Raw genomic sequence first — 24,967 nt, forward strand, 5'->3', positions numbered from 1 at the left:
AGCGAAGCGACATGCGGGACGGCTCGCCCGCTTCCCGGATATCGCTTCGCTCATCCGGGCTACGGGAGCTACCGAACCGAACACATGGCCGCACCGCATCCAGCGACTAGGCCGCCCCTGCGCAAGGTCCTATAACCCCGCGTGAGAACCACGCGAGGAACCACATGTCTCAAGCTCAAATCACGGACTGGCTGGCGTCGCAGAAGCAGGCGATGATCGACCTGCTGCGCGATGTCGTGAACATCGATTCCGGATCCTATGACAAGGAAGGCGTCGATGCGGTCGGTGCGCGGTTCGAGCGGCATTTTGCCGAGCATGGCATTCCGTTCCGGCGCGAGGCCAACGCCACGTTCGGCGACGCCATCCATGCCGACGTCGCAAAACCCGGCAGCAACGAGAAGCCGGTGCTGTTGATGGGACATCGCGACACCGTGTTCGGCAAGGGCGAAGCGGAGCGGCGCCCGTTCACGATCAGGGACGGCCGCGCCTATGGGCCTGGCGTCGCCGACATGAAGTCCGGCGTCGTGATGAACATCTTCGTCGCGACCGCCTTCCACAAATTCGGCGGCAACCCGCATCCGATCAAGCTGCTGATCACCTCGGACGAGGAGATCGGCTCGCCCTCCTCCCGGCCCGTGATCGAGCGCGAAGGCCGCACCGCCCGCGCCGTGTTCAATTCCGAGCCGGGCCGCCCCACCGGCAACATCGTGACGGGGCGCAAGGGCGGCATCTTCATGCATCTCGCCATCACCGGCAAAGCCGCGCATTCCGGCGCCAATTTCGCCGCCGGCATCAGCGCGATCGGCGAGCTCGCGCACAAGATCGTGCAGATCCACGCATTGACCGATCTCGACAAGGGCATCACGCTCAATGTCGGCCTGGTCTCGGGCGGACAGTCGGTCAACACCACGGCGCCCTACTCCGAGGGCCAGATCGACCTGCGCTATGTCGATCCGGCGGATCGTGCGCGGGTGATGGACGCGATCGAAACCATCGTCGCGAAATCTTTCGTGCCGGGCACGCGTGCGACGCTGACGATCAAGGGCGAGTTCGTGCCGGTGGTGCAGAGCGCGGATTCAAAGGCGCTGTTCGAAAACTATCAGGCGGCAGCAAGGCAGGTCGGCCTCACCACGCTGCAGGGCGAGTTCTCCGGCGGCTGCGCCGATTCCGGCTTCACCGCCGCGGTGGGTACGCCGACCATCTGCGGCCTCGGCCCGGTCGGCGGGCTCGCGCACACGCCGGAGGAGTATCTCGATATCGACAGCATCGTGCCGCGCGCGCAAGCGCTGGCGCTGGCGATTTTGCGGGGGTAGCCGCGGCACACACCGCCGTCATGCCCGGGCTTGACCCGGGCATCCACGTTTCTCCGAAATCGCCGGTGCACGTGGATGGCCGGGTCAAGCCCGGCCATGACGAGGAGAGAGTGTCCTCACGAATAACTCGGCGCGTCCGGCTTGCGGAAGATGTGGATGGGATCGCCGGGGATGATCACGGGCTGGCCGGAGAACATCGCGTAGGCGTAGAGCGCGAGATAGGCGATCGCCAGCGCGCCGATGGCATAGAACGCGAAAGTCGCGACGCGCTTCATCGATCCGCTCCATTGCCGTCCCGGCGGGAGGCTTTGGGCGCTTCTAGAGCGATGAGGGGGAAAAGGCCAGCCTTCCGCCTGCCCGCGCGATCAAAGGCCGCGTCGGCCGTGCGCGGGAACGCTCACTTCCGCAAGCCTCGCGGCGTCCTCGTCCTGGTCGACCGCCACGTACTGGCCGTGCCAATAGGCCAGCGCCGCGGTCCGCATCGAGCTCCTGATGCCCCTGACACGCCCGATGACGATGCCGTGCGAATGCCGCTCCACGATCTCCTCGACCTCGCAATCGAAGGCCGACAGCGCGCCGACGAGCAGCGGAACGCCCGAGACCGCCGTCACCCATTTGGCGCCTTTGAAACGGTCAGCGCCCTTCAGCCCGCCCCTGCCGGCAAAACGCTCGGCGACATCGAGCTGGTCTGCATTGAGGATGTTCACGCCGAAGGCGCCGTGCCGCCGGATCAGGGGGAACGAGGAGGCATCGCGGTTGATGCTGACCAGCAGCGTCGGCGGCTCTACCGACAGCGAGGTGACCGAGGTCACCGTCATGCCGGTAACGTCCTTGCCCCGCCCGGCCGTGATGACGCTGACGCCACCGGTGAGATGGCGCATGGCGCCGCGGAAATCGGCGGACGAGACGGGGATTTCAGTCATGAGATCGCGGGGCACTACATTCATGGCATGGTCCCCGAGGCGGGGTTCCCTTGTATTTAGGTACGATCGTCCGCTGACAACAGGTGGCTCAGGATCGAGCCTTCCAGACCTGCAAGCTCGGCCGAGCCGCGCTGGCGCGGCCGGGCCGCATGAATCACGACATCATGGGCGATGCGGCCCTCTTCGATCACCAGCACCCGGTCCGCCAGCGCCACGGCTTCGGCGACGTCATGGGTCACCAAAATCGCGGTAAAACCCTGGTCGCGCCAGACGCGCTCCAAAAGGCGCTGCATCGAGATCCGGGTCAGTGCATCCAGCGCCCCGAGCGGCTCGTCGAAGGCCAGCACACGGGGACGGGAGACCAGCGCGCGGCCGAGCGCGACGCGCTGCTTCTGTCCGCCCGACAGCACCGAGGGCCACTGGTCGCGCTTGTCGGCGAGACCGACCTCGGTCAGTGCCTTCTCGGCGCGCGCATGCGCATCGCCGGAAGTGCGATCGCGGCCGAGACCGACCTCGACATTGCCCAGCACGCGGGCCCAGGGCAACAGCCGCGGCTCCTGGAACATCACGCGGATGTCCTCGGGCTGGATGCCTTTTGGCTGAATGTCCTGGCCGAAGCTGATGCTGCCGGCGTCGATCTTGTCGAGGCCCGCGATCAAGCGCAGCAGCGTGCTCTTGCCGCAACCGCTTTTTCCCACGATGGCGACGAACTGGCCGGCGGGAATGTGCAAATCGATGCCGCGCAGCACCTCGTTGCTACCGAAGGATTTGCGCAAGCCCCGGATGCTGAGCGGCAGGCCGCTGCTCTGCGACTCGCGCACGACGCGGGCGTGAGGCGCAAAATTGGCGCGGCTGGCGAGCTCGGTTTCCAGAAGGGAGCTACGAACGGCTGTCTGCATGTGATTCCCAGTACCTCTGCTCAATTTTTCTGGAAGGCGGGATGCCAGGAGAGCGTCAAACGCTCCAGCACGCGGGAGGCGCTGTCGGCGAGCTTGCCGAGCAGGGCGTAGATCAGGATCGAGAGCACGACGACGTCGATCAGCATGAACTCGCGCGCCTGCATCGCCATGTAGCCGAGGCCTGAGGACGCCGCGATGGTCTCGGCAACGATCAGGGTCAGCCACATGATGCCGAGCGCGAAGCGGATGCCGACGAAGATCGACGGCAGCGCGCCCGGGAAGATGACACGGCGGAACAATTCGCCGTCGGTCATGCCGTAGATGCGGCCCATCTCGATCAGCTGCGGATCGACGGTGCGGATGCCGTGCAGCGTGTTGAGGTAGATCGGGAAGAACACGCCCAGCGCCACCAGGAACAGTTTTGCGCTCTCGTCGATGCCGAACCAGAGAATGACGAGCGGGATCAGCGCCAGATGCGGCACGTTGCGCACCATCTGCAACGTGGTGTCGGTAAGCTTTGCCGAGAGCTGCGACAGGCCGTTGGCAAGCCCGAACGCGAAGCCGATGCTGCCACCGATCAGGAAACCGATCGAAGCGCGCCAGAACGAAACCCAGATGTTGCGGACGAGTTCGCCGGAGAGCAACAGCTTCCAGCCGGAGAGCAGGACGTCGCTCGGGGCCGGCAGCACCCGCGTCGGCACGAAGCCGGTCACGCTGGCGACCTGCCAGAGCGCGATGATCGCGAGCGGCACGATCCACTGGATCAGGCCGTCGACCCGCGGCAAACGAAAGCTGCGCGGAAGTGAAACGCTGTCGATCAGGCTCATGACTGCGACACCCTGTGCTGCGGACGGAAGTCGCTGCCGACCGTCTCGCCGAACGGACCGCCGTTGAAATGCAGCTTGGTCACGTTGCTCGGCTGCCCCAGCGCGAGCAGCGGGAACACCAGCTCGGCGAAGCGATAGGCCTCCTCCAGATGCGGATAGCCCGACATGATGAATGTATCGATGCCGATGTCCTGATACTCCCTGATGCGGGCCGCGACGGTCTCGGCATCGCCAACCAGCGCCGTACCGGCACCGCCGCGCACGAGGCCGACGCCGGCCCAGAGGTTCGGGGCGATCTCGAGCTTGTCGCGCTTGCCGCCGTGAAGCTGCGCCATGCGCTGCTGGCCGACGGAATCCATGCGGGCAAAGTTCTTCTGCGCCTTGGCGATGGTGTCGTCGTCGACATGCTTGATCAGATCGTTGGCGGCTCGCCAGGCCTCCTCGTTGGTTTCACGGACGATCACGTGGAGGCGGATGCCGAAGGACAGCTTGCGGCCACGCGCGCTCGCGACCTCCCTCACCTTCGCGATCTTCTCGGCAACCAGGGCCGGCGGCTCGCCCCAGGTGAGATATTTGTCGACGGTATCGACGGCGACATCGATGCCGGCATCGGACGAGCCGCCGAAATAGAGCGGCGGACGCGGCGACTGCACCGGCGGAAACAGCAGCTTGCCGCCCTCGATCTGGATGTGCTTGCCCTCGACATTGACGGTCTTGCCGGCCAGCAGGTCGCTATAGACGTTGAGAAACTCGCGGGTGACCTCGTAGCGCTCGTCATGGCCGAGGAAGATGCCGTCGCCCTTGTTCTCGACGGGATCGCCGCCGGTGACGACGTTGACGAGCAGCCGACCACTTGTGACGCGATCTAGCGTCGCAGTCATGCGCGCGGCAACACCAGGCGATTGCAGGCCGGGGCGGACAGCGACGAGGTAGCGCAGCCGTTCGGTGAACGGCGCGACTGAGGAGGCGACGATCCAGGAATCCTCGCAGGATCGCCCGGTCGGCAACAGTACGCCGAAATAGCCAAGCTGGTCGGCGGCCTGCGCGATCTGGCGCAGATAGTTGAAGTTGACTTCGCGGCCGCCGATTCCGGTGCCGAGATAGCGGCCGTCGCCGTGGGTTGGCAGGAACCAGAACATGTTGGCGTTCGGTTGCTTGCTCATGACTTTGCTCACGATCCTGACTTCCGAGCGACGTCGGAGATCTTGATGGATTTGGGAACCAGGCCCAGCGCGAAGAACGCGTCGGCCACCTGCTGCTGGTCGGCGATGACGGCATCGGTGATCGGCTTGATGCCGTAGGACTGCCGCCTCAACGCCACCTCGACCACGGAGACCGGGAGGCCGATCGACGGCGCCAGTTGCTCGGCCACCGCATGGATGTCGCCTTTGGCCCAATCGTCGACCGCGCCGAGTTCGGCGAGCACGGCGTCGACGATCTCAGGATTGGCGTCGAGGAATTTCTTCGAGGAGAAATAGAACTGGTAGTTGGCGACGACGTCGGTGCCGTCGGCCAGCGTGCGCGCGCCGGTGGCCGCTTCAGCCGCGGCCTGGAACGGATCCCAGATCACCCAGGCATCGACCGCGCCGCGCTCGAAGGCGGCGCGCGCATCGGCCGGCGCCAGGAACACCGGCTCGATCTCCGAATACTTCACGCCCGCCTTCTCCAGCGCCTTGACCAGGAGGTAGTGGACGTTGGAGCCCTTGTTCAGCGCGACCTTCTTGCCCTTGAGGTCCGCGACCGATTTCAGCGGGCTGTCCTTCGGCACGAGGATCGCCTCGCCCTTCGGCGCCGGCGGTTCATAAGCGACATACTGAATCGGCGCGCCGGCGGCCTGCGCGAAGATCGGCGGGGCCTCACCGGTGTTGCCGAAATCGATCGCGCCGACGTTGAGCGCTTCGAGCAGCGGCGGGCCGGAGGGGAATTCGGTCCACACCACCTTGTAGCCGTCCGCGGCGAGCTTCGGCTCCAGCGTGCCCTTGCTCTTGAGCAGCACCAGCTTGCCGTATTTCTGGTAGCCGATGCGGACCACCTTGTCCTGGCCATAGGACGTGCCGACCGCGGCGGCGACGATGCCGATCGACAGCACGACGGCCGCGATCAGACGCTGGATGATACGCCTCATGTTCAAACCCCTGTGTGTGGGAAGGCTGGTCGGCACGATCAGGCTGCCGGATTGCGCCAGACGATGTCGCGGATCGCGATCGGCTTGGGGATCAGGCCGAGCTTGTAGAAGCGATCGGCGACGCCCTGCTGGGTCGCGACGATGTCGTCGGTGACGGGGCCGACGACGAAGGACGACCGGTTCGCCGCGATGGTCTGGATCTCCAGCGGAATGCCGGTCACCGCGGCGAGAGACTTCGCGACCTCGTCGCGATGCTGCTCGGCCCATCTGGCGGTCGCGGTGGTGACGTCGACGATCTGCTGCAGGATCGCGCCGTGATTCTTCGCGAAGTCGCGGTTGGCGATGTAGAAGGAATTGGTCTTGGTGACCTCGCGCGCGTTGATCAGGATGCGGCCGTTCTGCCTGGTCTCGCCGATCGCGAAATACGGATCCCAGATCGCCCAGGCCTCGATGCTGCCATTGGCGAAGGCGGGGCCTGCGTCCGGCGGCGTCAGATAGACCGGACTGATGTCGGCATAGGTGAGGCCCGCCTTCTCCAGCGTCTGCACCACGATGTTATGCGCGCTGGAGCCCTTGGTGAAACCGATGCGCTTGCCTTTCAGCTCAGCGATGGCGCGGATCGGCGAATCCTTGGGCACCAGAATGCCCTGGCCGTTGGTGATGGGCTGGCCCGCGGCATAGACAATCGCGGCGCCAGCGGCCTGCGTGAATACCGGCGGGGAATCGCCGACCGCGCCGTAATCGACGCTGCCGACATTCATCGCTTCCATCATCGGCGGGCCCGAGGAGAACTCGACCCATTTCACCTCGATGCCCAGCGGCGCGAAATGTTTTTCCAGCGCGGCCTGCTGGCGCGTGATGACCAGCACGCCGTTCTTCTGGTAGCCGATACGAATTTCCTTCACCGCGCCTTGCGCGATTGCGGGCGAGGCGAACGCAGCGGCGGCCGCAGTTCCGATGGAGAGCTTGAGAAAGTCACGACGCTGCATTCCACACTCCCGGCCGCGTGCGGCCGTCATTCATTCCAGTTCGGGAATGATGGTGCGGGTTGTCGGAGGTGTCGAGACGGCCGGAAAAATAGCGATGCGCGCACTGCGCGCGCGGCAGCGCGCATGATTAATCTTTCAAGCGGCCGCGATGATGCAGAGGGATTTTTTCTGCACGCGAATGTGAGAAGCGCGCGCGCCACCCCCGAGACTCAAAAAGTCCGAAAACAACCCCATGCACAGTAGCCGGCAATAGCGGGATCAATGACTTACGTGGCAGGCGACTTGCGCGGCAGGCGATACCGATTGCTCCGTCGGGCAAAACAGGAGCATGATGGCATGATCGCGGAGTAGGAGCTGTCGTGGCGTGAAGCTCCCGCCACCACCTCCGCTGTCATTCCCCGCGTAGGCGGGGAATCCAGTATTCCAGAGACGTCAATACATCACATGACTGCCGCGGCGTACTGGACCGCCCGCTCCAGTGCGCAATTGCGCACAAGGCCGAGCGATGACACCGTCCTTGCGGCGAGAGTTCGCGCTGCAAGCTAATGCCATGTTACCGGCAGATTCTGCAGCCCGCGAAACGCCCAGCCGCCTACCCGCACCGGCTCGTCGGCGGCGATCTCGAGCTGCTTCGCCCGCGCGAACAATGTCGGCAGCGCGACGTCGGCGATCATGGCGCGGGAGGCCCACGCGCCGGCGCAAAAATGCGGGCCGGCGCCGAAGGCGACGCTCTTGGTCGTATCACGCCGCACGTCGAACTGGTCGGCGCGGTCGAAATGCATCTCATCGCGATTGGCGGAGCCGAACATCAGGAACACGCGCTCGTCCGTCTCGAAGGCGACGTCGCGGATGCTCCACGGCTTGGCGATGCGGCGCGGCGACATGCCGATCGGCGAGATCCAGCGGGCATATTCCTCGAACGCCTCGAGCCAGGTCACCTCGCCCTTGCGCACCAGATCGAGCTGCTCGGGATGGGTCAGCAGCGCCCACACCGTGCCAGCGATCGCCTTGCGCGGCTCGTTCTGGCCGCCTGAGATCGCGAGTTTGACGTTCGCGCGCACGCTCTCCATCGGCATGCCGGAGGCGAGCAGCACGCCCAAAATGCTCTGGTCGGGATGCTTGCGCATCGCCGGCAGGATGTCGTCGATCGCGGCATCGATGCCCGACGTCGCCGCGTGGCAGCGCGCCTCGACCTCAGGGTCGCCGGCATAGTTGGCGATGCCCTCGATCATGCCCTGCGACCACGCGTCCATGTCGCCAAAGCCGATATTGGTGAGGCCAGTGATCGACTTCAGGCATTCGCCGGAGAACGGCAGCGCGAAATCGCGCATGAAGTCGATCCGCCCCGGCTCGATCGCATCGAGGATGCGGTCGGCATGCGCCTGGAACAGCGCAGTCCAATGCGCCTTCACCGTCTTCGGCGACACCGTCGGGAACATCGCGCGGCGCTCGACCTGGTGCGCCTCGCCGTCCTTGCGCATCATGTTGTGGCCCATCAGCCGGTTCATCAGGCCGGCGGGCTGATGCGAAGAGAACACGTCGATCTGCTTCTCGGAGATCGAGATGTCGTCGCGGCTGGTCAGCAGCGTCGAGCCGAGCTGCGGCACGAACGCGATCGGCGCTTCTTTCCGCATTTTCGCAAGCATCGGATAGGGATCGGCCCAGAATGCGGCCGGGTCGATGTCGATGCGCGGCGCGGTGCTCAAAGCGGCCTCCCCGGATTGTCGTATCCTTGAGGCCAGACTAGCGAACTCCGCGGCCGGCGTCTGTCCCTAGCGATGGGGACGGATCGAGCTACCGGGCCTCGGCGATCTTCGCTCCAGATGGCAGCATCTGCGCGTTGGCCGCCAAGGGCCGCTTCGATGGCGATGCTGGGTCCGGCAACCGGAACGCGGCGTCGGCCGGCGTGCCCTGGGATGGTCTGCGGGCAACGCTTGCCGGAAGCACGATCACTTTCGCTCCGACCTTCACCCGCTCATAGAGGTCCATGACATCCTCGTTGGTCAGCCGGATACAGCCGGACGACACCCGCTTGCCGATCGTATCGGGCTTGTTGGTGCCGTGAATTCGATATTCGGTCTCGCCCAGATACATCGCCCGGGCGCCGAGCGGATTGCCGGGGCCACCTGCCATGAACCGCGGCAGATAAGGCTGACGCGAGACCATCTCGGTAGGCGGATGCCAATCCGGCCATTCCGCCTTACGGGCCACAGTCTGCTCGCCGGACCAGGTGAAACCTTCGCGGCCGACACCGATGCCGTAGCGCAACGCCTGGGTGTTGTTCAGTACCAAATAGAGGAATGTGTTCCTGGTATCGATGATCACGGTGCCCGGCGTCTGGCGGCTGGCGTAGTCAACCACCTGCCGAACCAATGCTCCGGGACCATCAGCGTCGGCTTTTGGTGGTTCGACCAGAGGCGCCGGGGCCGGGGCCGGAATCGGAGCCGGAGCGGGAGCCGGCGCTGCTGCATGAACCGGAGGTGCGACGTAAACCGGACTTGACGATGCCTTGGCTTCCTGTGCGGACGGCTTGCGTGCCGGCTGCACGCTCGTCGGGCCGGACAGCAAACCGTAACCCAATGCGGCGACAGCCACGGCGCCAATTGCAACTCTCGCGGCCATGGGTATTGCGAGCGTCTCCGCCTTTCCACGTTTCGCCCGCTTACCCATACTGTTTCCCCAGGTCACTGTGCCCTGAAGAGGTACCCAGCAAAATTTAAGAAACTTCGAAGCGATGCCGCTCAGGCGGGAACCCTCGGCGATGGTTAACGCCGAACTCTCGTTCGATGGCATCAAAATTGGGAGCACCGCTTGATATTGAGCTAGCGACGCGGACAACGCGCCTCTCATCGCGGAGCGAGCGAGGTCTGAATAGTCTGGCGGAGCGGACAGGCTCAGACCTTGACCGCTCCCAGCCCGACCGCCGACATTCTGACGCCTGGGGGCACGCTAGTCGGGGCTCCACCAACGTCCTATTTTAGGAAACAGCCGCGCGAAAATGAACAGCCCGAAAGCCGTCAGGAGCACAGCCGTGACGAGAGCCGATACAAAGTGGACTGGATCGCTCTCAAAGCTTATGAGCCTTGACCAGCCGACGTAACCCGGGCCGTATCCGCGCGAGTACAATTCTCCTGTTGTGAACACGCGACATAGTTGGGCTAGCCCCAGCCACGTCGTGAACGCAATCAAAGGCAGACCAACGACGAATGTGGCGATCGTCTTCACAAGCGCCAGCAGTTTCCTTGTTTTTCCTATTTTTGTGCCGCCCATTTTTGGAGAACTCTTAGCCATAGAAGCTCCGCTCTTCGGTCGCGGAGAACATGATGCGCGTTAGCAACTGACCGACGAAGATAATGGCCGCGCTCACGATAATGAGCAGCGCGACATAAGTAGACAAGAACGACACCGCGGACTCCGGCCAAACTCGGTCTCCTTGGGAGAACAAGCCACGACAGACAGGCTGCTAGTAGCAAGTAGAAAAGACTGCGGCTTTGCAGAGAGGGATCACGCCATTCTCGGTTCTGACCGAAGGGCAAAAAGGGCCACACCAACATCACACGTTTTGGTCGCACTCCAATATCGCATCAACCGATACCGCGACAGATGCTCAATTTTTCATGATGAGGAAGTCTGCTCAGGGACAAAAGGCGACGATCCCCGTGGGTGTGGACTGCGTGTCCGCTTTGCTCTCGGAAGCAGGCACGCGGGCTTAGAGTCTCGTCAGTTCAGGCCGCGCGGCCCCGCCAGCAGGCGCAGCACGATTCCGAACAATTCGTTCTGCGCGGAGATGCCGAGCCGCTGATAGGCGCGCTTGCGGTAGGTCAGGGTCGAATGCAGGCTGATGCCGAGTACTTGCGAGATTGCTTCGGAGCTGAAACCGAGCAGGATGCGGCGGCAGACCTCCTGCTCACGCGGTGTCAGTGCGGAGAGCGGCGCGCGCGTCGCGAACAGTGTCGAGAGATCGGGCGCCAGCTTCTCCTGAAAATGACGCGCGATGCTCGCACCGATCGCGGGCGCGATCGCCTGGAGCCGCTCGCGTTGCGCGGCGCTGAATCGGCCCTGGGCTGTGATGCGATAGAAATTGACGTAGAAGCAGGTCTCGCCGGTCCAGATCGCAGTGGCGCATTTGTCGACGATGCCGGAATCGTGGAAGAAGATCTTGCGGTAGCGCGCGCCGTACATGCGGGGCGCGAAGGCCGGCAGCATGATCGGCGCAGTGCCCTCGCCTTCGAACAGCGCATCGCGGTTGGGATCGGATTCATGGAACTGGCCGGCATAGGCGGCGCCGAGATCGCCGCCGATCGGGATGTTGCCGGCATCGAGCAGGCAGGTCGCGGCACCTGCACGGCTCAGCGCGAACACCATGCAATGACCGACATCGGCCTGGCGACGCAGCGTGTCGATGAGGACTTTGGGGAAATCGGAGCGGCCGATGGCGAGCACTGCGGGCGTGATATCGCAAGCCGCTGGAGTTGGGGCCATCGCGTGGGGCCGCATGGGTTTCCTCCGTCAGACGCTGTTTTGCGGAAGGATAGCAGCAACGATCGGGCGCCGAAAGCCGGCAACGCGTGTGACGCGCCGCAGAGCCGGGGCCCATGCCGGATGCAGATCCCCTACCCCGCCGCCTTCGCCGGGGCGACGTTGATCGCGAGCTTGCCGTAGCGATCCGTGAAAGCCTCGGTGTCGATCTCCTCCAGCTTGATCTCGCCGCTCATGACGCCCTGCTTCCAGGCCTCCTGCGCCGGATCGTTCTGGAACTCCGGCATTACCTCGCGGCCGAACAGCTCCAGCGATTCGCAGATGTGCTCGTGGCTGTTCTTGCCGGCCTGGTTGAGCAGGATGACCTGGTCGATATGCGAGGACTGGAAGCGCTTCAGCTTCTTGCGGATGGTCTCGGGCGAGCCGATCAGGCCGCCCCGCAAGGCCGCTTCCTGTGCCTCGGGATTGTCGCGCTTCCACTTGTTGTACTCGTCCCACATGTTGACGGTGTAGGGCGCGGGCCGCCGGCGGTTCTGCGAGGCGCCGTAGAAGCGCAGCGCGAACTGGAAGAAGGTGGCGCCGTCGGCGCGGGCGCGCGCCTCTTCATCCGTTTTGGCGCACATGAAGAACGAGACCAGCGCCATGTTCGGGTTGATCTGGTAGTCGGCCAGTTTATGCAGCCGCTTGGTCATCGCGTTGTAATAGGCGTGCACCCAGGCATGCGCGGCGTCCGCACTGACGAACTGGAAGCCGAGCGCGCCAAAGCCGTGGCGGCCGGCACGCTCGATGGTCGGCAGCTGCGAGCATGCCATCCACAGCGGCGGATGCGGCTTCTGCACCGGCTTGGGCACGACGTTGCGCAGGGGAATGTCGAAATGCTTGCCGTGATACTCGCTGCCCGCGTCCTTGAACATCGGGAAGATCGCGGCAACGGCTTCCTCAAACACTTCCTTCTTGGTCTCCATGTCGCGGCCGAACGGCGTGAGCTCGGTGATCGAGGCGCTCTCGCCCATGCCGAACTCGCAGCGGCCGTTCGAGAGCAGATCGAGCACCGCGACACGCTCGGCAACGCGCGCCGGGTGATTGGTGGTGAGCTGCAGGATGCCGTGCCCGAGGCGGATGTTTCTGGTGCGCTGGCTTGCGGCGGCGAGGAAGGATTCCGGTGACGGCGAGTGCGAATATTCCTCGAGGAAATGATGCTCGACCACCCAGGCATGGTCGTAGCCGAGCTGGTCGGCGAGTTCCATCTGCGAGAGGGCATTCTGGTAGAGAGCGAGCTCGTCGCCGGCCACCCAGGGCCGCGGCAGCTGCAGCTCGTAGAAGATGCCGAACTTCATGGCGTCGCTCTCCCGCTTTATTGTTGTTAAGCTCATCTTTAGGTGTGAGGCGGAGCTGTCTACGGAGCAGCAATTCCGCCGCGCGGGAGACTGATCCCGAGCCCGGCATGGCGACGCCTCCCCGCCTCGGCGTCGCTGCTGCGACATCCGCGCAAGTCGACAGGTTGATCCAGATCAACGCCACCGCGGCGCGATTGCAGCAAAAGGGCTGCAAGGCAACGGCCCGGATGCCGTCCCGCTTCCCATACCATCCCGAAGAGACCGAATATGTCGGCCCCTGACGACACGACTTCGCGCGTGCGCCGCAAGCGCATGGAGATTTTCGCTTTCCTGTTCCTGACCGCGATCGTGATGCCCGTCCTCGCGGTCGGAACCGTCGGCTCCTATGGGCTCGGTGTCTGGATCTACCAGATGTTTGCCGGTCCTCCCGGCCCGCCGCCCTCCCCGCATTGATCTCCTCCAAGCGAAAGACAGGCATCATGGCCCAAGCCTCACTCAACCGCCGCGCATTGATCACCGGCCGGGTCCTCAGCGCCGAGCGCGTCATCTCTCCGCCAGGCTGCGAGATCGCCAGCATCATCGTGCAGGCGCGCCCCGAGCGCCTCGCCGAACTCGAAGCTAAGATCGCCGCGCTGCCCGGCTGCGAGATCCATGGCCGCGATGCGCGCGGCAAGCTCGTCGTCGTCACTGAGGCGCCGGACGCCGGCAGCCTTGGCACCCTGCTCAACACCATCCAGTCGCTGCCCAACGTCTATTCCGCAGCGCTGGTCTTCCACGCCATCGAAACCGCCTAAGGGCCGGGAGAGCCATCATGACATCGCCAAAGCTCGACCGCCGCCAGATGCTCAAGCTCGAGGCCGCCGCGATTGCGGCCGCCGCAGCAGGCATGCCGGCTCCGGCGCTCGCCGCCAATCTCGTCACCGAGCGCGACAACAACGAAATGAAATGGGACAAGGCCGCCTGCCGCTTCTGCGGCACCGGCTGCTCGGTGATGGTCGCGACGAAGGACAATCGCGTCGTCGCCACCCACGGCGACATCAAGGCCGAGGTCAACCGCGGCCTCAACTGCGTCAAGGGCTACTTCCTCTCCAAGATCATGTACGGCCATGACCGCCTGACCCAGCCGATGCTGCGCAAGACGGGCGGCAAATACGACAAGAACGGCGAGTTCACGCCCGTGTCCTGGACCGAAGCCTTCGACATCATGGAGGTGAAGTGGAAGGAGGCGTTCAAGAAGCGCGGGCCCAACGGCGTCGCCATGTTCGGCTCCGGCCAGTGGACGATCTGGGAAGGCTATGCGGCCTCGAAGCTGTTCAAGGCCGGCTTCCGCACCAACAACATCGATCCCAATGCGCGGCACTGCATGGCTTCCGCCGTCGCCGGCATGATGCGCACTTTCGGCATCGACGAGCCGCCCGGCTGCTACGACGACATCGAGGCGACCGACGCCTTCGTGCTGTGGGGCTCCAACATGGCGGAGATGCACCCGATCCTGTGGACGCGCCTCGCCGACCGCCGGTTGTCCGCGCCGCATGTCCGCGTCGCCGTGCTCTCGACCTTCGAGCACCGCTCATTCGACCTCGCCGACATCGGCATGGTGTTCAAGCCGCAGACCGACCTCTACATCCTCAACGCCATCGCCAACCACATCATCAAGACCGGCCGGGTCGACAAGGACTTCGTCGCCGCGCATACGATTTTCAGGCGGGGGCAGACCGATATCGGCTACGGCTTGAGGCCGGAGCATCCGCTTCAGAAAAAGGCAACGGGTGCAGCGAAGGCCAACGACTCCACCGACATGAGCTATGACGAATTCGTAAAATTCGTCTCAGAGTACACGTTGGAGAAGGCCGCGGAGATGTCCGGCGTGCCGCTCAATCGCCTTGAGGCGCTGGCCGAGCTCTATGCCGATCCGAAAACAAAAGTGGTCTCGTTCTGGACCATGGGCTTCAACCAGCACACCCGCGGCGTCTGGTGTAACAACCTCGTCTACAACATCCATCTGTTGACCGGAAAGATCTCCTCGCCCGGCAACAGCCCGTTCTCGCTGACCGGCCAGCCCTCTGCCTGCGGCACCGCGCGCGAGGTCGGCACCTTCTCGCACCGGCTGCCGGCCGACATGGTCGTGACCAACAAGGCGCATCGCGACCACGCCGAGCACATCTGGCAGCTGCCCGAAGGCACCATTCCCGACAAGAACGGCGCGCACGCCGTGCTGCAAAGCCGGATGTTGAAGGACGGCCTGATCAATGCCTATTGGGTGCAGGTCAACAACAACCTCCAGGCCGGCCCCAACGTCAACGAGGAGACCTATCCCGGCTTCCGCAACCCCGACAATTTCATCGTGGTCTCGGATGCCTATCCGACCGTGACGGCGCTCGCCGCCGATCTGATCCTGCCGACTGCGATGTGGGTGGAGAAGGAGGGCGCCTACGGCAATGCCGAGCGGCGCACCCAGTTCTGGCACCAGCTCGTCACCGCGCCCGGCGAAGCCAGGTCGGACCTCTGGCAACTCATGGAATTTTCAAAACGTTTCAAGATCGAAGAGGTCTGGCCCGAGGAGCTGATCGCCAAGAAGCCGGACGTTCGCGGCAAGACGCTGTTCGATGTGCTCTACAAGAACGGCCAGGTCGACAAATTCCCTGTTACGGAGATCGAACAAGGCTACGCCAACGAGGAAGCCAAGGCGTTCGGCTTCTACGTGCAGAAGGGCCTGTTCGAGGAATATGCCCAGTTCGGCCGTGGCCATGGCCACGACCTCGCGCCGTTCGAGACCTATCATCGCGAGCGCGGCCTGCGCTGGCCCGTCGTCAACGGCCAGGAGACGAAGTGGCGCTTCCGCGAGGGCAGTGACCCCTACGTCAAGCAGGGCACCGACGTGCAGTTCTACGGCTATCCCGACGGCAAGGCGCGCATCTTCGCGTTGCCGTTCGAGCCGGCGGCGGAATCGCCGGACAACGAATATCCCTACTGGCTCTCGACCGGCCGCGTGCTGGAGCACTGGCATTCCGGCACCATGACGCGCCGCGTGCCCGAGCTGTACAAGGCCTTCCCCGAAGCCGTGTGCTTCATGCATCCGGACGACGCGGCGGATGCCAAGCTCCGTCGCGGGGACGAGGTGAAGGTGGTCTCCCGCCGCGGCTTCATCCGCGCCCGGGTCGAAACGCGCGGTCGCGACCGGCCGCCGAAGGGCCTCGTTTTCGTGCCGTGGTTCGACGAGTCCAAGCTCATCAACAAGGTGACGCTGGACGCGACCGATCCGATTTCGCTGCAGACCGACTTCAAGAAATGCGCCGTGCGCATCGAGCGGGTGAACCTGTCATGATGAAACGATCTGCAATCGCCTTGCTCGCCTTCGCGATCGCCGCGGCCTCGAGCTCGCTGACCGCACAGACCGTCACCTCGGGCCTGCGCGGTCCGGCCCCACTCAATGACGAGGGTCCGGCGCCACCGATGCTGCCGAACCGCAACACGTCCGAGAAGGAGGTGCGCAATTATCCGGAGCAGCCGCCGGTGATTCCGCACACGATCGACGGCTATCAGATCGACCTCAACGGCAACAAATGCCTGTCCTGCCATGCGCGGGCACGCACGGCGGAATCTCAGGCGCCGATGGTCTCGATCACGCATTTCATGGACCGCGACGGCCAGTTCCTTGCCTCGATCTCGCCGCGGCGCTTCTTTTGCACGGAATGCCACGTGCCGCAGAACACCGCCAATCCGCCCGTGAGCAACGACTTCGTCGATATCGACACGCTGCTGTCGCGCGCAAGCCCGGGTGGCCGCCGATGACGACGACTGCTGACGAGCCCAATGCAGAGCTGAAAACCAAGCGCGGCTTCATCGCGCGAAGCTGGGGCTTTGCGCTGGAGCTCTGGCGGGTGCTGACCCGGCCGAGCTCGGTGTTCGCCCTCGGCACCCTGGTGCTGGCCGGCTTCATCGCCGGCGTGATCTTCTGGGGCGGCTTCAACACCGCGCTGGAATTGACCAACACCGAAAAGTTCTGCACCGGCTGTCACGAGATGAAGGACAACGTCTTCGCCGAGCTGAAATCGACCATCCACTTCAGCAATCGCTCCGGGGTGCGCGCGACCTGCCCTGATTGCCACGTCCCGCACAACTGGACCGACAAGATCGCCCGCAAGATGCAGGCCTCCAAGGAGGTCTGGGGCAAGATCTTCGGCACGATCAACACGCGAGAAAAATTCCTGGACCACCGGCTGGAGCTCGCCGCGCACGAATGGGCGCGTTTCAAGGCCAACGATTCCCTGGAATGCCGCAACTGCCACAGTGCCGATTCCATGGACATCACCAAGCAGTCGCCGCGGGCCTCGGTGGCGCACCAGCGCTTCCTGTTCACGAAGGAAAAGACCTGCATCGACTGCCACAAGGGCATCGCCCACCAGCTGCCCGACATGCGCGGCGTTCCCGGCTGGCAGTAAGACCAAAAGCAACCCGATTCGCCCCGCTTGAACCGGCGGGGCGAATGGTTAGTTTTGGGGGATGGCGAATCGCCTCGTTTCGCCCTTCCTCAAGACAGATATGGCCAGTTTCACACCGCATCAGGATGCCGCTCTCAAGGCCGTCGGCGACTGGCTGAAGGCCAGGCCGGGCCGCAATGGCACGCCGCCGATCTTCCGCCTGTTCGGCTTTGCCGGCACAGGCAAGACCACCTTGGCGCGGCACATCGCCGAAGGCGTCGACGGCGAGGTGAAATTCGCCGCCTTCACCGGCAAGGCCGCCCTCGTCATGCGCAACAAGGGGTGCGACGACGCTTCGACCATCCACTCGCTGATCTACCGCGCCCGCGAATCCGGCGAGGAGCAGCCGAGCTTCGAATTGTGGGACGACGCGCCGGCCTCGAAGGCGAAGCTGATCGTGATCGACGAATGCTCGATGGTCGACGCCGAATTGGGCCGCGACCTGATGTCGTTCGACTGCCCCCTGCTCGTGCTCGGCGATCCCGCACAGCTGCCGCCGATCCAGGGCGGCGGCTTCTTCACCAACACCGAGCCCGACGCGATGCTGACCGAGGTGCACCGCCAGGCGCAGGACGATCCGATCGTACGGATGTCGATGGACGTCCGCGAGGGACGCGAGCTCGACATCGGCCGCTACGGCGAGAGCGAGGTGGTGTCGCGCAAGGAGCTCGATCCCGACCGCGTCATGGGCGCCGACCAGGTGCTGGTCGGCCGCAACAACACAAGGCGCGCGTACAATATGCGGGTGCGCCAGCGCCAGAACATCGAGGACGCCTTTCCGGTCGCCGGCGACAAGCTGGTGTGCCTGCGCAACAACCGCAAGAAGGGCCTGTTCAACGGCGGGCTGTGGCGCGTGAAGTCGCGTAACACCTCGCGCTCGAAATCGCGCATCCTCTCGATGCGGCTGTCGCCGGACGAGGATTTCGGCCACAAGGTGACCAAGGTCTCGGTGCGCGCCGATTGCTTCGAGGGCGGCGTCGAGCAGATCGCCTGGGAGCAGCGCAAGCCCTATGACGAGTTCGATTACGGCTACGTGCTCACCGTGCACAAGTCGCAGGGCTCGCAATGGGACGACGTCGTGCTGTTCGACGAGAGCTTTGCGTTCCAGGACTCAAGGGCGCGGTGGCTGTACACGGGCATCACGCGGGCGGCGAAAAGGTTGAGTATTGTGGTGTAAGGCTGTCTACCGTGTCATTCCGGGGCGGCTCGAAGAGCCGACCCGGAATCTCGAGATTCCGGGTTCGATGCTTCGCATCGCCCCGGAATGACGAATTAAGTTGCTCCGCAACTCAATTCATCACTTCCCCGCCACAAAGTAAAAATCCTCGCGTCCCGGCGGCGAGCCGTAGGTGAACGGCTGCTGCTCGTGCCTGGTGGCGGCCCAGACGTCGTCGCGGATGATGTCGAACAGTTTTCGGATCTCGATGCGGGGCTGCTTGATCTCGCGGGCGAGCGCGGTGGCGAACGGGCTGTTGGCGCTGCCGTCGCCGTCCATCGCGGTCTCGCCGTGCTTGGCGGCGTAGACCACCATGAAGCCGGCGCCGGGCTCGATGTTGGAAAAGCCCTTGTCGACCAGCTTCAGCGACAGCGTGCGCTGCATGCTCGGCGCGAACGGATTGTCGCGGCAGGCATCCAGGACCACGAGGCGCATTTTTCGCGCGGCACCGACCGCGGCGATCACCTGCTCGAGGGCGACCGCCTGGGTCTCGGCGTCCTTGTCGGCGGCGAGCTTGGCGTCGACGGGAACGAGATAGTTCACCCCGCCGATCTCGAAGCCGTGGCCGGCGTAATAGACCACGGCCCAGTCGGCCTTCTCCGCTTCCTCCGCGAAGGCCTTCAGCGCGTCAAAGAACTTGTCGCGGGTGAGATCATTGACGGAAATCACGCTCTGGAAGCCGACGTCGCGCAGCACGCTCGCGATCAGTTTGGAATCGCGCGGCGGATTGGGCAAGGCATGGACGTTCTTGTAGGCGCCGTTGCCGATCACCAGCGCCACGCGGCGCCCGGTTACTCCGGCCGGCGCCTGCAGCGTCAGCGCGGCGAGCCGCTCCTGCGCGACGGCACGGGCGCGGGCGACGTCGGGCTCGTCGAACTTCGTCAGCGAATAGGCGGCCGCGCGGTAATCGGCGCGCGCCTGGGCGAGGTCTTTCTTCCGCTCGTAGATCTGGCCGCGGCCGGAATGCGCGCGGATGTTGTTCGGATTGATCTGGATGGCGGTGTTGTAATCCTTCAGCGCGGCGTCGAGGTCGCCCTTCATCATGCTGACGTCGGCGCGGTTGTTGATCGCGAACACGTTTTTCGGCTGCCGCTCAATCAGGCCGTTGCAGTCGGCAAGGGCCTGCGCGTACTTGCCCATCATGCCGTAAGTGATGCAGCGGTTGCTGGCGATCTGCGGCGCGGCCGGGTCGATCTTCTCGGCCTCCGCGAAATCGGTAATCGCGCCGTCGAAATCCTTCATCAGCGTCCGTGCGCGGGCGCGATTGGTCCAGCCCAGCAGGAATTTGGGCGTGTATTTGATCGACAGGCTGAAATCGTCGATCGCGCTTTGCAACGCGCCGCGGCGCGCGTAGATGACGCCCCGATTGTTGTAGGGGACACCATAGGTGGGGCGCTTCTGAAGGGCGAGGTTGTAGTCCGCCATGGCGAGGTCATCCTGGCCCTTGCGCTCATAGGCGAGGCCGCGCAGGTTGAGGGCGATGACGTAATCCGGATCGAGATCGATCGCGATGGACAGGGTCTCGATCGCGCGGTCGTAGTCGCGCTTGTTGATCAGCGTGTTGCCGCGCACGGAGAGCGCGATGGCCTTGTCCTTGCCGCCGAGCTTGTCGGCCTTCAGCAGATTGTCGCAGGCGCTCGCGCGGGCCTGGGCCTCCGCCTGGCGGTCGCGGCAGAGGGTGAGATCGTCGGCCTGCGGGTCGGCCGCCGCACTGAACAGGCCGGCGGTCAGGATGACGAGGGTCAGGGAAACGACGCGCAGCATGGGTCAGGCCTGCTCCAGCCAGATTCTTCTTAAGTCGATCATCGATCGCACCGGTTCATCTAGCGCGGAGTTCCCGGTCTCGCCAAGCCGCTGTCGCCCGGCTATCCCCGCGCGGCTCATTTCACAGACTCGTGTCCGTCCCGCCGTAACAATCGGCGGCCGCGTCCGTACCTCGGATGATGCGAAAACGCAGCCGGGCAACTGTTCGTCCGGCCCCGACCGCCCTAGACTGTCAGACCTTCCGAAAGAGGATCCGCCATGCGCCGACCTGCCCTCGCCTCCCTGCTCGCCGCAACCACCGCCCTTTCGCTAACCTTTGCGATGGCCTTTGCCGCGCCGTCCCGGGCTGCGGAGGATGCGGTCGTGATCCCCGCCCCCGCCATGGATGCGGCACCTGCGAGCGGGATCCAGACCGCCGTGATCGCCGGGGGCTGCTTCTGGGGCGTGCAAGGCGTCTTCCAGCACACCGCCGGCGTCGTCAACGCGGTCTCCGGGTATGCCGGCGGCACCAAGGCGACCGCCGACTACCAGACGGTCTCGAGCGGCCGGACCGGCCATGCCGAGGCGGTCGAGATCAAGTACGACCCGAAGAAGATCTCCTACGGAAAAATCCTCCAGATCTACTTCTCGGTGGCGCACGACCCGACCCAGCTCAACCGCCAGGGCCCCGACGTCGGCACGCAATATCGCTCGGCCGTCTTCACCACCTCGGACGAGCAGAAGAAGGTGGTGGAGGCCTACATCGCCCAGCTCAACGGCGCCAAGGTCTTCAGCAAGCCGATCGTGACCAAGGTCGGCGCGCTGGAGGCGTTCTACCCGGCGGAGGCCTACCACCAGGACTATCTGACGCTGCACCCGAACCAGCCTTACATCGCCTATAACGACCTGCCCAAGGTCGAGAACCTGAAAAAGCTGTTCGCGGATAACTACATTGAAAAGCCGACGCTGGTGAGTACCAGCAAGGCCACCAACTGATCGCGAGATCACCGAAACAAACGGGAGACCCATGCCCGACACCAAAATGAAAACCACGGACGACAAGGTCATCAAGAGCGAAGGGCAGTGGCGGCGCGAATTGTCGCCGATGCAGTACGCGGTGCTGCGCGAGAAGGCGACCGAGCGTCCCTTCTCGGGCGAGTATGAGCACGACCACCGCGCCGGCACCTACACGTGCGCCGGCTGCGGCAATGTGCTGTTCGAGTCAGACGCCAAGTTCGATTCCGGCTGCGGCTGGCCGAGCTTCACCCAGCCCGCCGTCGAGAGCCATATCGACGAGGAGCGGGACGTGAGCCACGGCATGATCCGCACCGAGGTGCTCTGCTCCAAATGCAGCGGCCATCTCGGCCACGTCTTCCCCGACGGCCCCGGGCCGACCGGCCTCCGCTACTGCATCAACTCGGCCGCGCTGAAGCTGGAGCCCAAATAACGTTCCCGCGGCCGGGTTCCTTCATGGAACCCGACCGCGCGATGTGCTTTTCTCCTCTGGCGGTGCGGCCGATCAACGCATTTGGCGGCCGCCAGGGAGGATGCCATGCGACTCGGGACCGTCCTGATCATCCTGGTGATCATCTATCTGATCGGCGGCCTGTCCGGCCGCGTCGGCGGCTACGGCTATGGCATGGGCCATTCCGGCATGGGCATCGGAGGCGTCGTCTTGGTCGTACTGGTCGTCCTACTGCTTCTTGGCAAATTGTAAGGCATATAAGCCATTGAAATTATTAAGTTAATTTCGTCCGCGGAGCTGCCATGCGCGGATTCATCATCTCCCATCGCAGGGGTCGCATTTTTGTCAAAACGGCCTATATTAGTGGGCGAAAATGGCATGTGCGGCGGGCCCGCTCGATTGCGGCCCCTGCCCTCCCAAACCCCACGCGCTTAAAGCCCCAGAGAGATCACGAGGTCTTTGACCATGCGTCCACTGCGTCCGTTCAACTTCAACACGTCTGCCGAACTCTTCCCCGCCGCGATCCGCAAGAAGAAGCGCGCAGGCTTCACCTATCGCCGGTTCGGCACCGCGGCCGAAGCCGTGCAGTTCGCGATGGAGCAATTGCCGACGGATTCGCTGAACGGCGCCTATCTCCAGGTCGAGGAAGCGCGTTTCGACCAGAACGGCATCCGCTCGCTCTATGAGAGCGAAGCCTTCCCGTTGCCCCGCCGTCCCAAGCCGGCGCCGGCCGAGACCGACGCCGCCGACGCGGCGTAAGTTTTCGCTGAGCCTTACGATGTGCGCAGAAAGCGCGACGGCCAAAAGGCTGTCGCGCTTTTTGCGTTTGGGGGGTCTCCCGCAGCGGCGCATCGTCGACCAGATGGACTCGCGGCGAGAGCTCCCAGCCGCCGCGCTAGATCCGCGGCTGCTTGTCGAGCCAGCGGCGCAAAAGGCGCACATTGCGCATGTTGGCGCGGAACATGACGTCGAAAGCGTCGCCCGCGAATGGGACCATGCCGACCACGCCGTCGACCGCGACATTGCCGAGCATGCGGGCGGTGAGGTACCAGGGCGCGCCCAGCGCGCGGGCCTCGCGCACCAGCCACAGCGAGATCGCCGTGGTGATGATGTCGCCGACGACGGGGATCAGGCCGATCAGCCCGTCGATGCCGTAGCGGATGTTGGTGCCGGGCAGGATAAAGGCGACGTCGAGCAGCTTGGCGATCGCCTCGATCCGCGCGATCCGCTGCTCGCGCGTGAGATTGCCGAACGGGCTCCCGGCGAACGGATTGTCCTTGCCCAGCTCGAAACCGAACTCGCGAAAGCCCTGCTCCAGCGTTTCGGGGCGGATTTCCCGGCCGTCCTGGTCGATGATCGGCCCGCGTGCCTCGCTACCGGAAGAGGTCGCGCGCGAGCTCCCCGAACGGGATCTGCGTGGAGCAAGGATATCGTCGTCGGACATGGTCATGGCCTTCAGGGAACGCGCTAGCGCGGCGGAGGTTGCTGCGCCGCGCCCGAACGTCGCGCTCAGGTCGGCGCCGCCACCGGCTGCGGCTCCTTGATGTATTTATGCACGAGCCAGGACGAAATCACCGCCGGCACGAACCCGACGAGGCCATACAGGATGAACTGCACCGCGCCCGAATCCGGCCCGCGCGAGCTGTAGGTGAGCGAGGCCAGGACGAAGGCGAACAGGCCGACCAGGAGCATCCGCAAGCCCGGGCCGATCCGCCTGACATGGGTCAGGATGTCATCCACCGCGCCGATCATCAGCGAAGGCAGAAAGCCGAACAGGTAGCTGTATTGCAGGGTCTTGAAGAACACCGCGAACAGCTTGCCGACCTCGCCGAGACTGGTCTGGGCCCAATAGCCTGACTGATAGGTTGTCGTCAGCAGCAGCAGGAACCCGCCGACGAACGGGCCAACCAGCGCAAACACCAGATAGCGTTTCATCAAACACCCTTTCACTTCGCCGGTGTTATAGCAGCGCCGCGGGAACCTTGAATAGCGCGGCCAACTCCGCCTTTGGGGGAACAAGTGGCAAGGCGACGAGTTCAGACAGGACCTGAAATATCCCTGTCAGATTGGAGCCGCCGATGGCCCGCAAATTTCTCCTGGCGACGATCACGCTGGCAGCCCTGAGTGGCCTGTCGAACGCACCCGCTCTTGCGCAGGGCCACATGGGCTCGCCGCAGGAACAGCAGGCCTGCTCGCGCGACGCCTCGCGCTTCTGCCGCAAGGACCTCGGCAATGACGGCGCCGTGCAGGGCTGCCTGCAAGCCAACCGGGCCAAGCTGTCGCGCTCTTGCAGCAAGGTGTTTCAGAGCCACGGCATGTGAGGACCGCGACCATCCCCAGCGAACGGAGAGTGAAGCCATGTTGCGCGACGAACAGCTCTCGATCCTGCGGGACATCAGCCAGTCCGTTGCCTTCGCCGACGATCGCCACGGCAAGATCGGCGAGCTCATCGCCGACGGCTATGTGATGAAGGACGGCGATCTGTTCGAGCTGACGGCCAAAGGCGTCACCGCCGTCGAGGAACACGCCGCCGCGCTCGGCGCGAGCGATGTGGAACAAGCGAGCGCCTCCTTCGATCGGATGATCTGATCGCGCGCACGCATTGTGCGTGACGTCCACGCAACAATTGCAAATTCCTTTGCGTCTGCCATTGCAGCCGCGTGACAATGGCGCATACTTCGCTCGGGCGGCGCAGCACTTTTCGATTCGAACATCATGAAATCGAGCGACCACATGCGGGACTAGAGTTCCCGACGTGAAGGCTGTGACATGCGGCAGATCAAGCCGTGTGCGGCGCCCCAAAAACCAAGTGGCTCAAGCCCACGGAACTCGGGGACGCATGCTGCATGACACGCTATCAGACCATCGCTTCGCTGCTTAAGACCACCGCTTCGCTGTTGGCCGTAGCAACCACCGCCATCGCACTCCAAACCTCACCCGGCCTCGCCTTCTCAGCCGAAGCGCAGCAGATGTGCACGGGTGACGCGATGCGGCTGTGCTCCAGTGAGATCCCCGACATTCCCAGGGTCAGGGCCTGCATGGTGCGCAACAAGGCCCAGGTCAGCCCCGGCTGCCGCGCCGTGATGGACCGCGAGGCGGTCGCATCGCGCAAGCGGGAAGCAGCGGCGCAGTAGTCGCCCATCCAGGATGTCATTCCGGGGCGGTGCGCA

30 protein-coding genes are annotated in these 24,967 nt (G+C 64.3%); 15 read left to right on the forward strand and 15 right to left on the reverse strand.

Annotated features, from left to right (window positions below; translation table 11 throughout):
- Positions 1 to 164: 164 nt before the first annotated feature.
- On the forward strand, positions 165 to 1,313 hold the full coding sequence (locus RAD04_RS08575; RefSeq protein ID WP_461623421.1) for a M20 family metallopeptidase: 1,149 nt from the start codon (positions 165 to 167) through the stop codon (positions 1,311 to 1,313).
- Between the two features lie 116 nt (positions 1,314 to 1,429).
- Here RAD04_RS08575 and RAD04_RS08580 read toward each other — a convergent pair whose 3' ends face one another.
- From RAD04_RS08580 to RAD04_RS08635, 12 genes are all read right to left on the reverse strand, one after another.
- Entirely contained in the window at positions 1,430 to 1,588 is a 159-nt protein-coding gene (locus tag RAD04_RS08580; protein WP_212248823.1) for a hypothetical protein, read from the reverse strand.
- A 90-nt stretch (positions 1,589 to 1,678) separates the two neighbouring features.
- Positions 1,679 to 2,260, reverse strand: a complete 582-nt coding sequence (locus RAD04_RS08585; RefSeq protein ID WP_461623422.1) for a flavin reductase family protein — start codon at positions 2,258 to 2,260, stop codon at positions 1,679 to 1,681.
- Positions 2,261 to 2,292: 32 nt separating this feature from the next.
- The gene (locus RAD04_RS08590) at positions 2,293 to 3,135 is read right to left on the reverse strand and encodes an ATP-binding cassette domain-containing protein (RefSeq protein WP_461623423.1); all 843 of its coding nucleotides are present in this window, start codon (positions 3,133 to 3,135) and stop codon (positions 2,293 to 2,295) included.
- Between the two features lie 20 nt (positions 3,136 to 3,155).
- On the reverse strand, positions 3,156 to 3,962 hold the full coding sequence (gene ssuC / locus RAD04_RS08595; protein ID WP_461623424.1) for an aliphatic sulfonate ABC transporter permease SsuC: 807 nt from the start codon (positions 3,960 to 3,962) through the stop codon (positions 3,156 to 3,158).
- Positions 3,959 to 5,125: an FMNH2-dependent alkanesulfonate monooxygenase gene (gene ssuD / locus RAD04_RS08600; RefSeq protein WP_461623425.1), complete on the reverse strand. Its 1,167-nt coding sequence runs from the start codon at positions 5,123 to 5,125 to the stop codon at positions 3,959 to 3,961. The genes ssuC and ssuD overlap by 4 nt, the downstream gene beginning before the upstream one ends.
- Positions 5,126 to 5,133: 8 nt before the next feature.
- The gene (locus RAD04_RS08605) at positions 5,134 to 6,087 is read right to left on the reverse strand and encodes a sulfonate ABC transporter substrate-binding protein (RefSeq protein WP_461623426.1); all 954 of its coding nucleotides are present in this window, start codon (positions 6,085 to 6,087) and stop codon (positions 5,134 to 5,136) included.
- A gap of 38 nt (positions 6,088 to 6,125) precedes the next feature.
- Complete coding sequence (locus RAD04_RS08610; RefSeq protein ID WP_461623427.1) at positions 6,126 to 7,076, reverse strand: sulfonate ABC transporter substrate-binding protein; 951 nt, start codon at positions 7,074 to 7,076, stop codon at positions 6,126 to 6,128.
- Between the two features lie 542 nt (positions 7,077 to 7,618).
- Positions 7,619 to 8,782, reverse strand: a complete 1,164-nt coding sequence (locus tag RAD04_RS08615; RefSeq protein ID WP_461623428.1) for a cytochrome P450 — start codon at positions 8,780 to 8,782, stop codon at positions 7,619 to 7,621.
- An 88-nt stretch (positions 8,783 to 8,870) separates the two neighbouring features.
- Entirely contained in the window at positions 8,871 to 9,746 is an 876-nt protein-coding gene (locus tag RAD04_RS08620; RefSeq protein ID WP_461623665.1) for a L,D-transpeptidase, read from the reverse strand.
- Between the two features lie 613 nt (positions 9,747 to 10,359).
- Positions 10,360 to 10,482 (reverse strand): hypothetical protein, encoded by a 123-nt coding sequence (locus tag RAD04_RS08625; protein ID WP_461623429.1) that lies wholly within the window; start codon positions 10,480 to 10,482, stop codon positions 10,360 to 10,362.
- Positions 10,483 to 10,796: 314 nt separating this feature from the next.
- Positions 10,797 to 11,573, reverse strand: coding sequence for a helix-turn-helix transcriptional regulator (locus tag RAD04_RS08630; RefSeq protein ID WP_461623430.1), 777 nt, complete (start codon positions 11,571 to 11,573; stop codon positions 10,797 to 10,799).
- Between the two features lie 116 nt (positions 11,574 to 11,689).
- Positions 11,690 to 12,892 (reverse strand): LLM class flavin-dependent oxidoreductase, encoded by a 1,203-nt coding sequence (locus RAD04_RS08635; protein ID WP_461623431.1) that lies wholly within the window; start codon positions 12,890 to 12,892, stop codon positions 11,690 to 11,692.
- A gap of 107 nt (positions 12,893 to 12,999) precedes the next feature.
- Between RAD04_RS08635 and RAD04_RS08640 the strand changes: the two genes are divergently transcribed.
- The 7 genes from RAD04_RS08640 to RAD04_RS08670 all read left to right on the forward strand — a co-directional run bounded on the left by RAD04_RS08640 (position 13,000) and on the right by RAD04_RS08670 (position 18,550).
- Entirely contained in the window at positions 13,000 to 13,173 is a 174-nt protein-coding gene (locus tag RAD04_RS08640) for a hypothetical protein (RefSeq protein ID WP_461623432.1), read from the forward strand.
- Positions 13,160 to 13,345, forward strand: coding sequence for a periplasmic nitrate reductase, NapE protein (napE, locus tag RAD04_RS08645; RefSeq protein WP_018318384.1), 186 nt, complete (start codon positions 13,160 to 13,162; stop codon positions 13,343 to 13,345). The genes RAD04_RS08640 and napE overlap by 14 nt, the downstream gene beginning before the upstream one ends.
- 26 nt (positions 13,346 to 13,371) lie before the next feature.
- A complete protein-coding gene (locus RAD04_RS08650; protein ID WP_461623433.1) occupies positions 13,372 to 13,686 on the forward strand; it encodes a chaperone NapD in 315 nt (104 codons plus the stop codon).
- A 17-nt stretch (positions 13,687 to 13,703) separates the two neighbouring features.
- A complete protein-coding gene (gene napA / locus RAD04_RS08655) occupies positions 13,704 to 16,217 on the forward strand; it encodes a nitrate reductase catalytic subunit NapA (RefSeq protein ID WP_461623434.1) in 2,514 nt (837 codons plus the stop codon).
- Positions 16,214 to 16,684: a nitrate reductase cytochrome c-type subunit gene (locus RAD04_RS08660; protein WP_026202010.1), complete on the forward strand. Its 471-nt coding sequence runs from the start codon at positions 16,214 to 16,216 to the stop codon at positions 16,682 to 16,684. The genes napA and RAD04_RS08660 overlap by 4 nt, the downstream gene beginning before the upstream one ends.
- Positions 16,681 to 17,334, forward strand: coding sequence for a NapC/NirT family cytochrome c (locus tag RAD04_RS08665; RefSeq protein ID WP_461616970.1), 654 nt, complete (start codon positions 16,681 to 16,683; stop codon positions 17,332 to 17,334). Before RAD04_RS08660 ends, RAD04_RS08665 begins: the two co-directional genes overlap by 4 nt.
- A 100-nt stretch (positions 17,335 to 17,434) precedes the next feature.
- Positions 17,435 to 18,550 (forward strand): ATP-dependent DNA helicase, encoded by a 1,116-nt coding sequence (locus RAD04_RS08670; protein ID WP_461623435.1) that lies wholly within the window; start codon positions 17,435 to 17,437, stop codon positions 18,548 to 18,550.
- 120 nt (positions 18,551 to 18,670) lie between these two features.
- On the opposite strand, the gene RAD04_RS08675 is transcribed toward RAD04_RS08670, so the two are convergent.
- Positions 18,671 to 20,353, reverse strand: coding sequence for a tetratricopeptide repeat protein (locus RAD04_RS08675; protein ID WP_461623436.1), 1,683 nt, complete (start codon positions 20,351 to 20,353; stop codon positions 18,671 to 18,673).
- A 258-nt stretch (positions 20,354 to 20,611) separates the two neighbouring features.
- Between RAD04_RS08675 and msrA the strand changes: the two genes are divergently transcribed.
- From msrA to RAD04_RS08695, 4 genes are all read left to right on the forward strand, one after another.
- Entirely contained in the window at positions 20,612 to 21,328 is a 717-nt protein-coding gene (gene msrA / locus RAD04_RS08680; protein ID WP_461623437.1) for a peptide-methionine (S)-S-oxide reductase MsrA, read from the forward strand.
- A 31-nt stretch (positions 21,329 to 21,359) separates the two neighbouring features.
- The gene (gene msrB / locus RAD04_RS08685) at positions 21,360 to 21,779 is read left to right on the forward strand and encodes a peptide-methionine (R)-S-oxide reductase MsrB (protein ID WP_461623438.1); all 420 of its coding nucleotides are present in this window, start codon (positions 21,360 to 21,362) and stop codon (positions 21,777 to 21,779) included.
- Between the two features lie 105 nt (positions 21,780 to 21,884).
- Positions 21,885 to 22,049, forward strand: a complete 165-nt coding sequence (locus tag RAD04_RS08690) for a DUF3309 family protein (protein ID WP_461623439.1) — start codon at positions 21,885 to 21,887, stop codon at positions 22,047 to 22,049.
- A 213-nt stretch (positions 22,050 to 22,262) separates the two neighbouring features.
- Positions 22,263 to 22,556 carry a hypothetical protein gene (locus RAD04_RS08695; protein ID WP_018318374.1) on the forward strand — a complete coding sequence of 98 codons (294 nt, stop codon included), beginning with the start codon at positions 22,263 to 22,265 and terminating at the stop codon, positions 22,554 to 22,556.
- A gap of 136 nt (positions 22,557 to 22,692) precedes the next feature.
- Here the strand turns inward: RAD04_RS08695 and RAD04_RS08700 are convergent, their stop codons facing one another.
- Both RAD04_RS08700 and RAD04_RS08705 read right to left on the reverse strand, forming a co-directional pair.
- Positions 22,693 to 23,247, reverse strand: coding sequence for a DUF4112 domain-containing protein (locus tag RAD04_RS08700; protein ID WP_461623440.1), 555 nt, complete (start codon positions 23,245 to 23,247; stop codon positions 22,693 to 22,695).
- A 59-nt stretch (positions 23,248 to 23,306) separates the two neighbouring features.
- Entirely contained in the window at positions 23,307 to 23,732 is a 426-nt protein-coding gene (locus RAD04_RS08705) for a DUF5413 family protein (protein ID WP_461623441.1), read from the reverse strand.
- A gap of 143 nt (positions 23,733 to 23,875) precedes the next feature.
- On the opposite strand from RAD04_RS08705, the gene RAD04_RS08710 reads away from it, so the two are divergent.
- The 3 genes from RAD04_RS08710 (at position 23,876) to RAD04_RS08720 (ending at position 24,931) form a co-directional block, all read left to right on the forward strand.
- Complete coding sequence (locus RAD04_RS08710) at positions 23,876 to 24,118, forward strand: hypothetical protein (RefSeq protein WP_018318371.1); 243 nt, start codon at positions 23,876 to 23,878, stop codon at positions 24,116 to 24,118.
- A 37-nt stretch (positions 24,119 to 24,155) separates the two neighbouring features.
- Positions 24,156 to 24,386 (forward strand): hypothetical protein, encoded by a 231-nt coding sequence (locus tag RAD04_RS08715; RefSeq protein ID WP_026202008.1) that lies wholly within the window; start codon positions 24,156 to 24,158, stop codon positions 24,384 to 24,386.
- 257 nt (positions 24,387 to 24,643) lie between these two features.
- Positions 24,644 to 24,931 (forward strand): hypothetical protein, encoded by a 288-nt coding sequence (locus tag RAD04_RS08720; RefSeq protein WP_461623442.1) that lies wholly within the window; start codon positions 24,644 to 24,646, stop codon positions 24,929 to 24,931.
- Positions 24,932 to 24,967: the final 36 nt, after the last annotated feature.

The sequence above is a fragment of the Bradyrhizobium sp. 25ACV genome, from assembly GCF_054863005.1.

Bases quoted from the DNA above. Each gene is read 5' to 3' on its own strand.
- RAD04_RS08670 (WP_461623435.1), top strand. From the start codon at position 17,435: ATGGCCAGTTTCACACCGCATCAGGATGCCGCTCTCAAGGCCGTCGGC.
- RAD04_RS08620 (WP_461623665.1), bottom strand. From the start codon at position 9,746: ATGGGTAAGCGGGCGAAACGTGGAAAGGCGGAGACGCTCGCAATACCC.
- RAD04_RS08610 (WP_461623427.1), bottom strand. From the start codon at position 7,076: ATGCAGCGTCGTGACTTTCTCAAGCTCTCCATCGGAACTGCGGCCGCC.
- ssuC (WP_461623424.1), bottom strand. From the start codon at position 3,962: ATGAGCCTGATCGACAGCGTTTCACTTCCGCGCAGCTTTCGTTTGCCG.
- RAD04_RS08635 (WP_461623431.1), bottom strand. From the start codon at position 12,892: ATGAAGTTCGGCATCTTCTACGAGCTGCAGCTGCCGCGGCCCTGGGTG.
- napE (WP_018318384.1), top strand. From the start codon at position 13,160: ATGTCGGCCCCTGACGACACGACTTCGCGCGTGCGCCGCAAGCGCATG.
- RAD04_RS08705 (WP_461623441.1), bottom strand. From the start codon at position 23,732: ATGAAACGCTATCTGGTGTTTGCGCTGGTTGGCCCGTTCGTCGGCGGG.
- ssuD (WP_461623425.1), bottom strand. From the start codon at position 5,125: ATGAGCAAGCAACCGAACGCCAACATGTTCTGGTTCCTGCCAACCCAC.
- RAD04_RS08700 (WP_461623440.1), bottom strand. From the start codon at position 23,247: ATGACCATGTCCGACGACGATATCCTTGCTCCACGCAGATCCCGTTCG.
- msrB (WP_461623438.1), top strand. From the start codon at position 21,360: ATGCCCGACACCAAAATGAAAACCACGGACGACAAGGTCATCAAGAGC.
- RAD04_RS08575 (WP_461623421.1), top strand. From the start codon at position 165: ATGTCTCAAGCTCAAATCACGGACTGGCTGGCGTCGCAGAAGCAGGCG.
- RAD04_RS08720 (WP_461623442.1), top strand. From the start codon at position 24,644: ATGACACGCTATCAGACCATCGCTTCGCTGCTTAAGACCACCGCTTCG.
- RAD04_RS08650 (WP_461623433.1), top strand. From the start codon at position 13,372: ATGGCCCAAGCCTCACTCAACCGCCGCGCATTGATCACCGGCCGGGTC.
- RAD04_RS08710 (WP_018318371.1), top strand. From the start codon at position 23,876: ATGGCCCGCAAATTTCTCCTGGCGACGATCACGCTGGCAGCCCTGAGT.
- RAD04_RS08580 (WP_212248823.1), bottom strand. From the start codon at position 1,588: ATGAAGCGCGTCGCGACTTTCGCGTTCTATGCCATCGGCGCGCTGGCG.
- RAD04_RS08665 (WP_461616970.1), top strand. From the start codon at position 16,681: ATGACGACGACTGCTGACGAGCCCAATGCAGAGCTGAAAACCAAGCGC.
- RAD04_RS08640 (WP_461623432.1), top strand. From the start codon at position 13,000: ATGGCGACGCCTCCCCGCCTCGGCGTCGCTGCTGCGACATCCGCGCAA.
- RAD04_RS08695 (WP_018318374.1), top strand. From the start codon at position 22,263: ATGCGTCCACTGCGTCCGTTCAACTTCAACACGTCTGCCGAACTCTTC.
- napA (WP_461623434.1), top strand. From the start codon at position 13,704: ATGACATCGCCAAAGCTCGACCGCCGCCAGATGCTCAAGCTCGAGGCC.
- RAD04_RS08660 (WP_026202010.1), top strand. From the start codon at position 16,214: ATGATGAAACGATCTGCAATCGCCTTGCTCGCCTTCGCGATCGCCGCG.
- RAD04_RS08690 (WP_461623439.1), top strand. From the start codon at position 21,885: ATGCGACTCGGGACCGTCCTGATCATCCTGGTGATCATCTATCTGATC.
- RAD04_RS08585 (WP_461623422.1), bottom strand. From the start codon at position 2,260: ATGAATGTAGTGCCCCGCGATCTCATGACTGAAATCCCCGTCTCGTCC.
- RAD04_RS08715 (WP_026202008.1), top strand. From the start codon at position 24,156: ATGTTGCGCGACGAACAGCTCTCGATCCTGCGGGACATCAGCCAGTCC.
- RAD04_RS08630 (WP_461623430.1), bottom strand. From the start codon at position 11,573: ATGCGGCCCCACGCGATGGCCCCAACTCCAGCGGCTTGCGATATCACG.
- msrA (WP_461623437.1), top strand. From the start codon at position 20,612: ATGCGCCGACCTGCCCTCGCCTCCCTGCTCGCCGCAACCACCGCCCTT.
- RAD04_RS08590 (WP_461623423.1), bottom strand. From the start codon at position 3,135: ATGCAGACAGCCGTTCGTAGCTCCCTTCTGGAAACCGAGCTCGCCAGC.
- RAD04_RS08675 (WP_461623436.1), bottom strand. From the start codon at position 20,353: ATGCTGCGCGTCGTTTCCCTGACCCTCGTCATCCTGACCGCCGGCCTG.
- RAD04_RS08605 (WP_461623426.1), bottom strand. From the start codon at position 6,087: ATGAGGCGTATCATCCAGCGTCTGATCGCGGCCGTCGTGCTGTCGATC.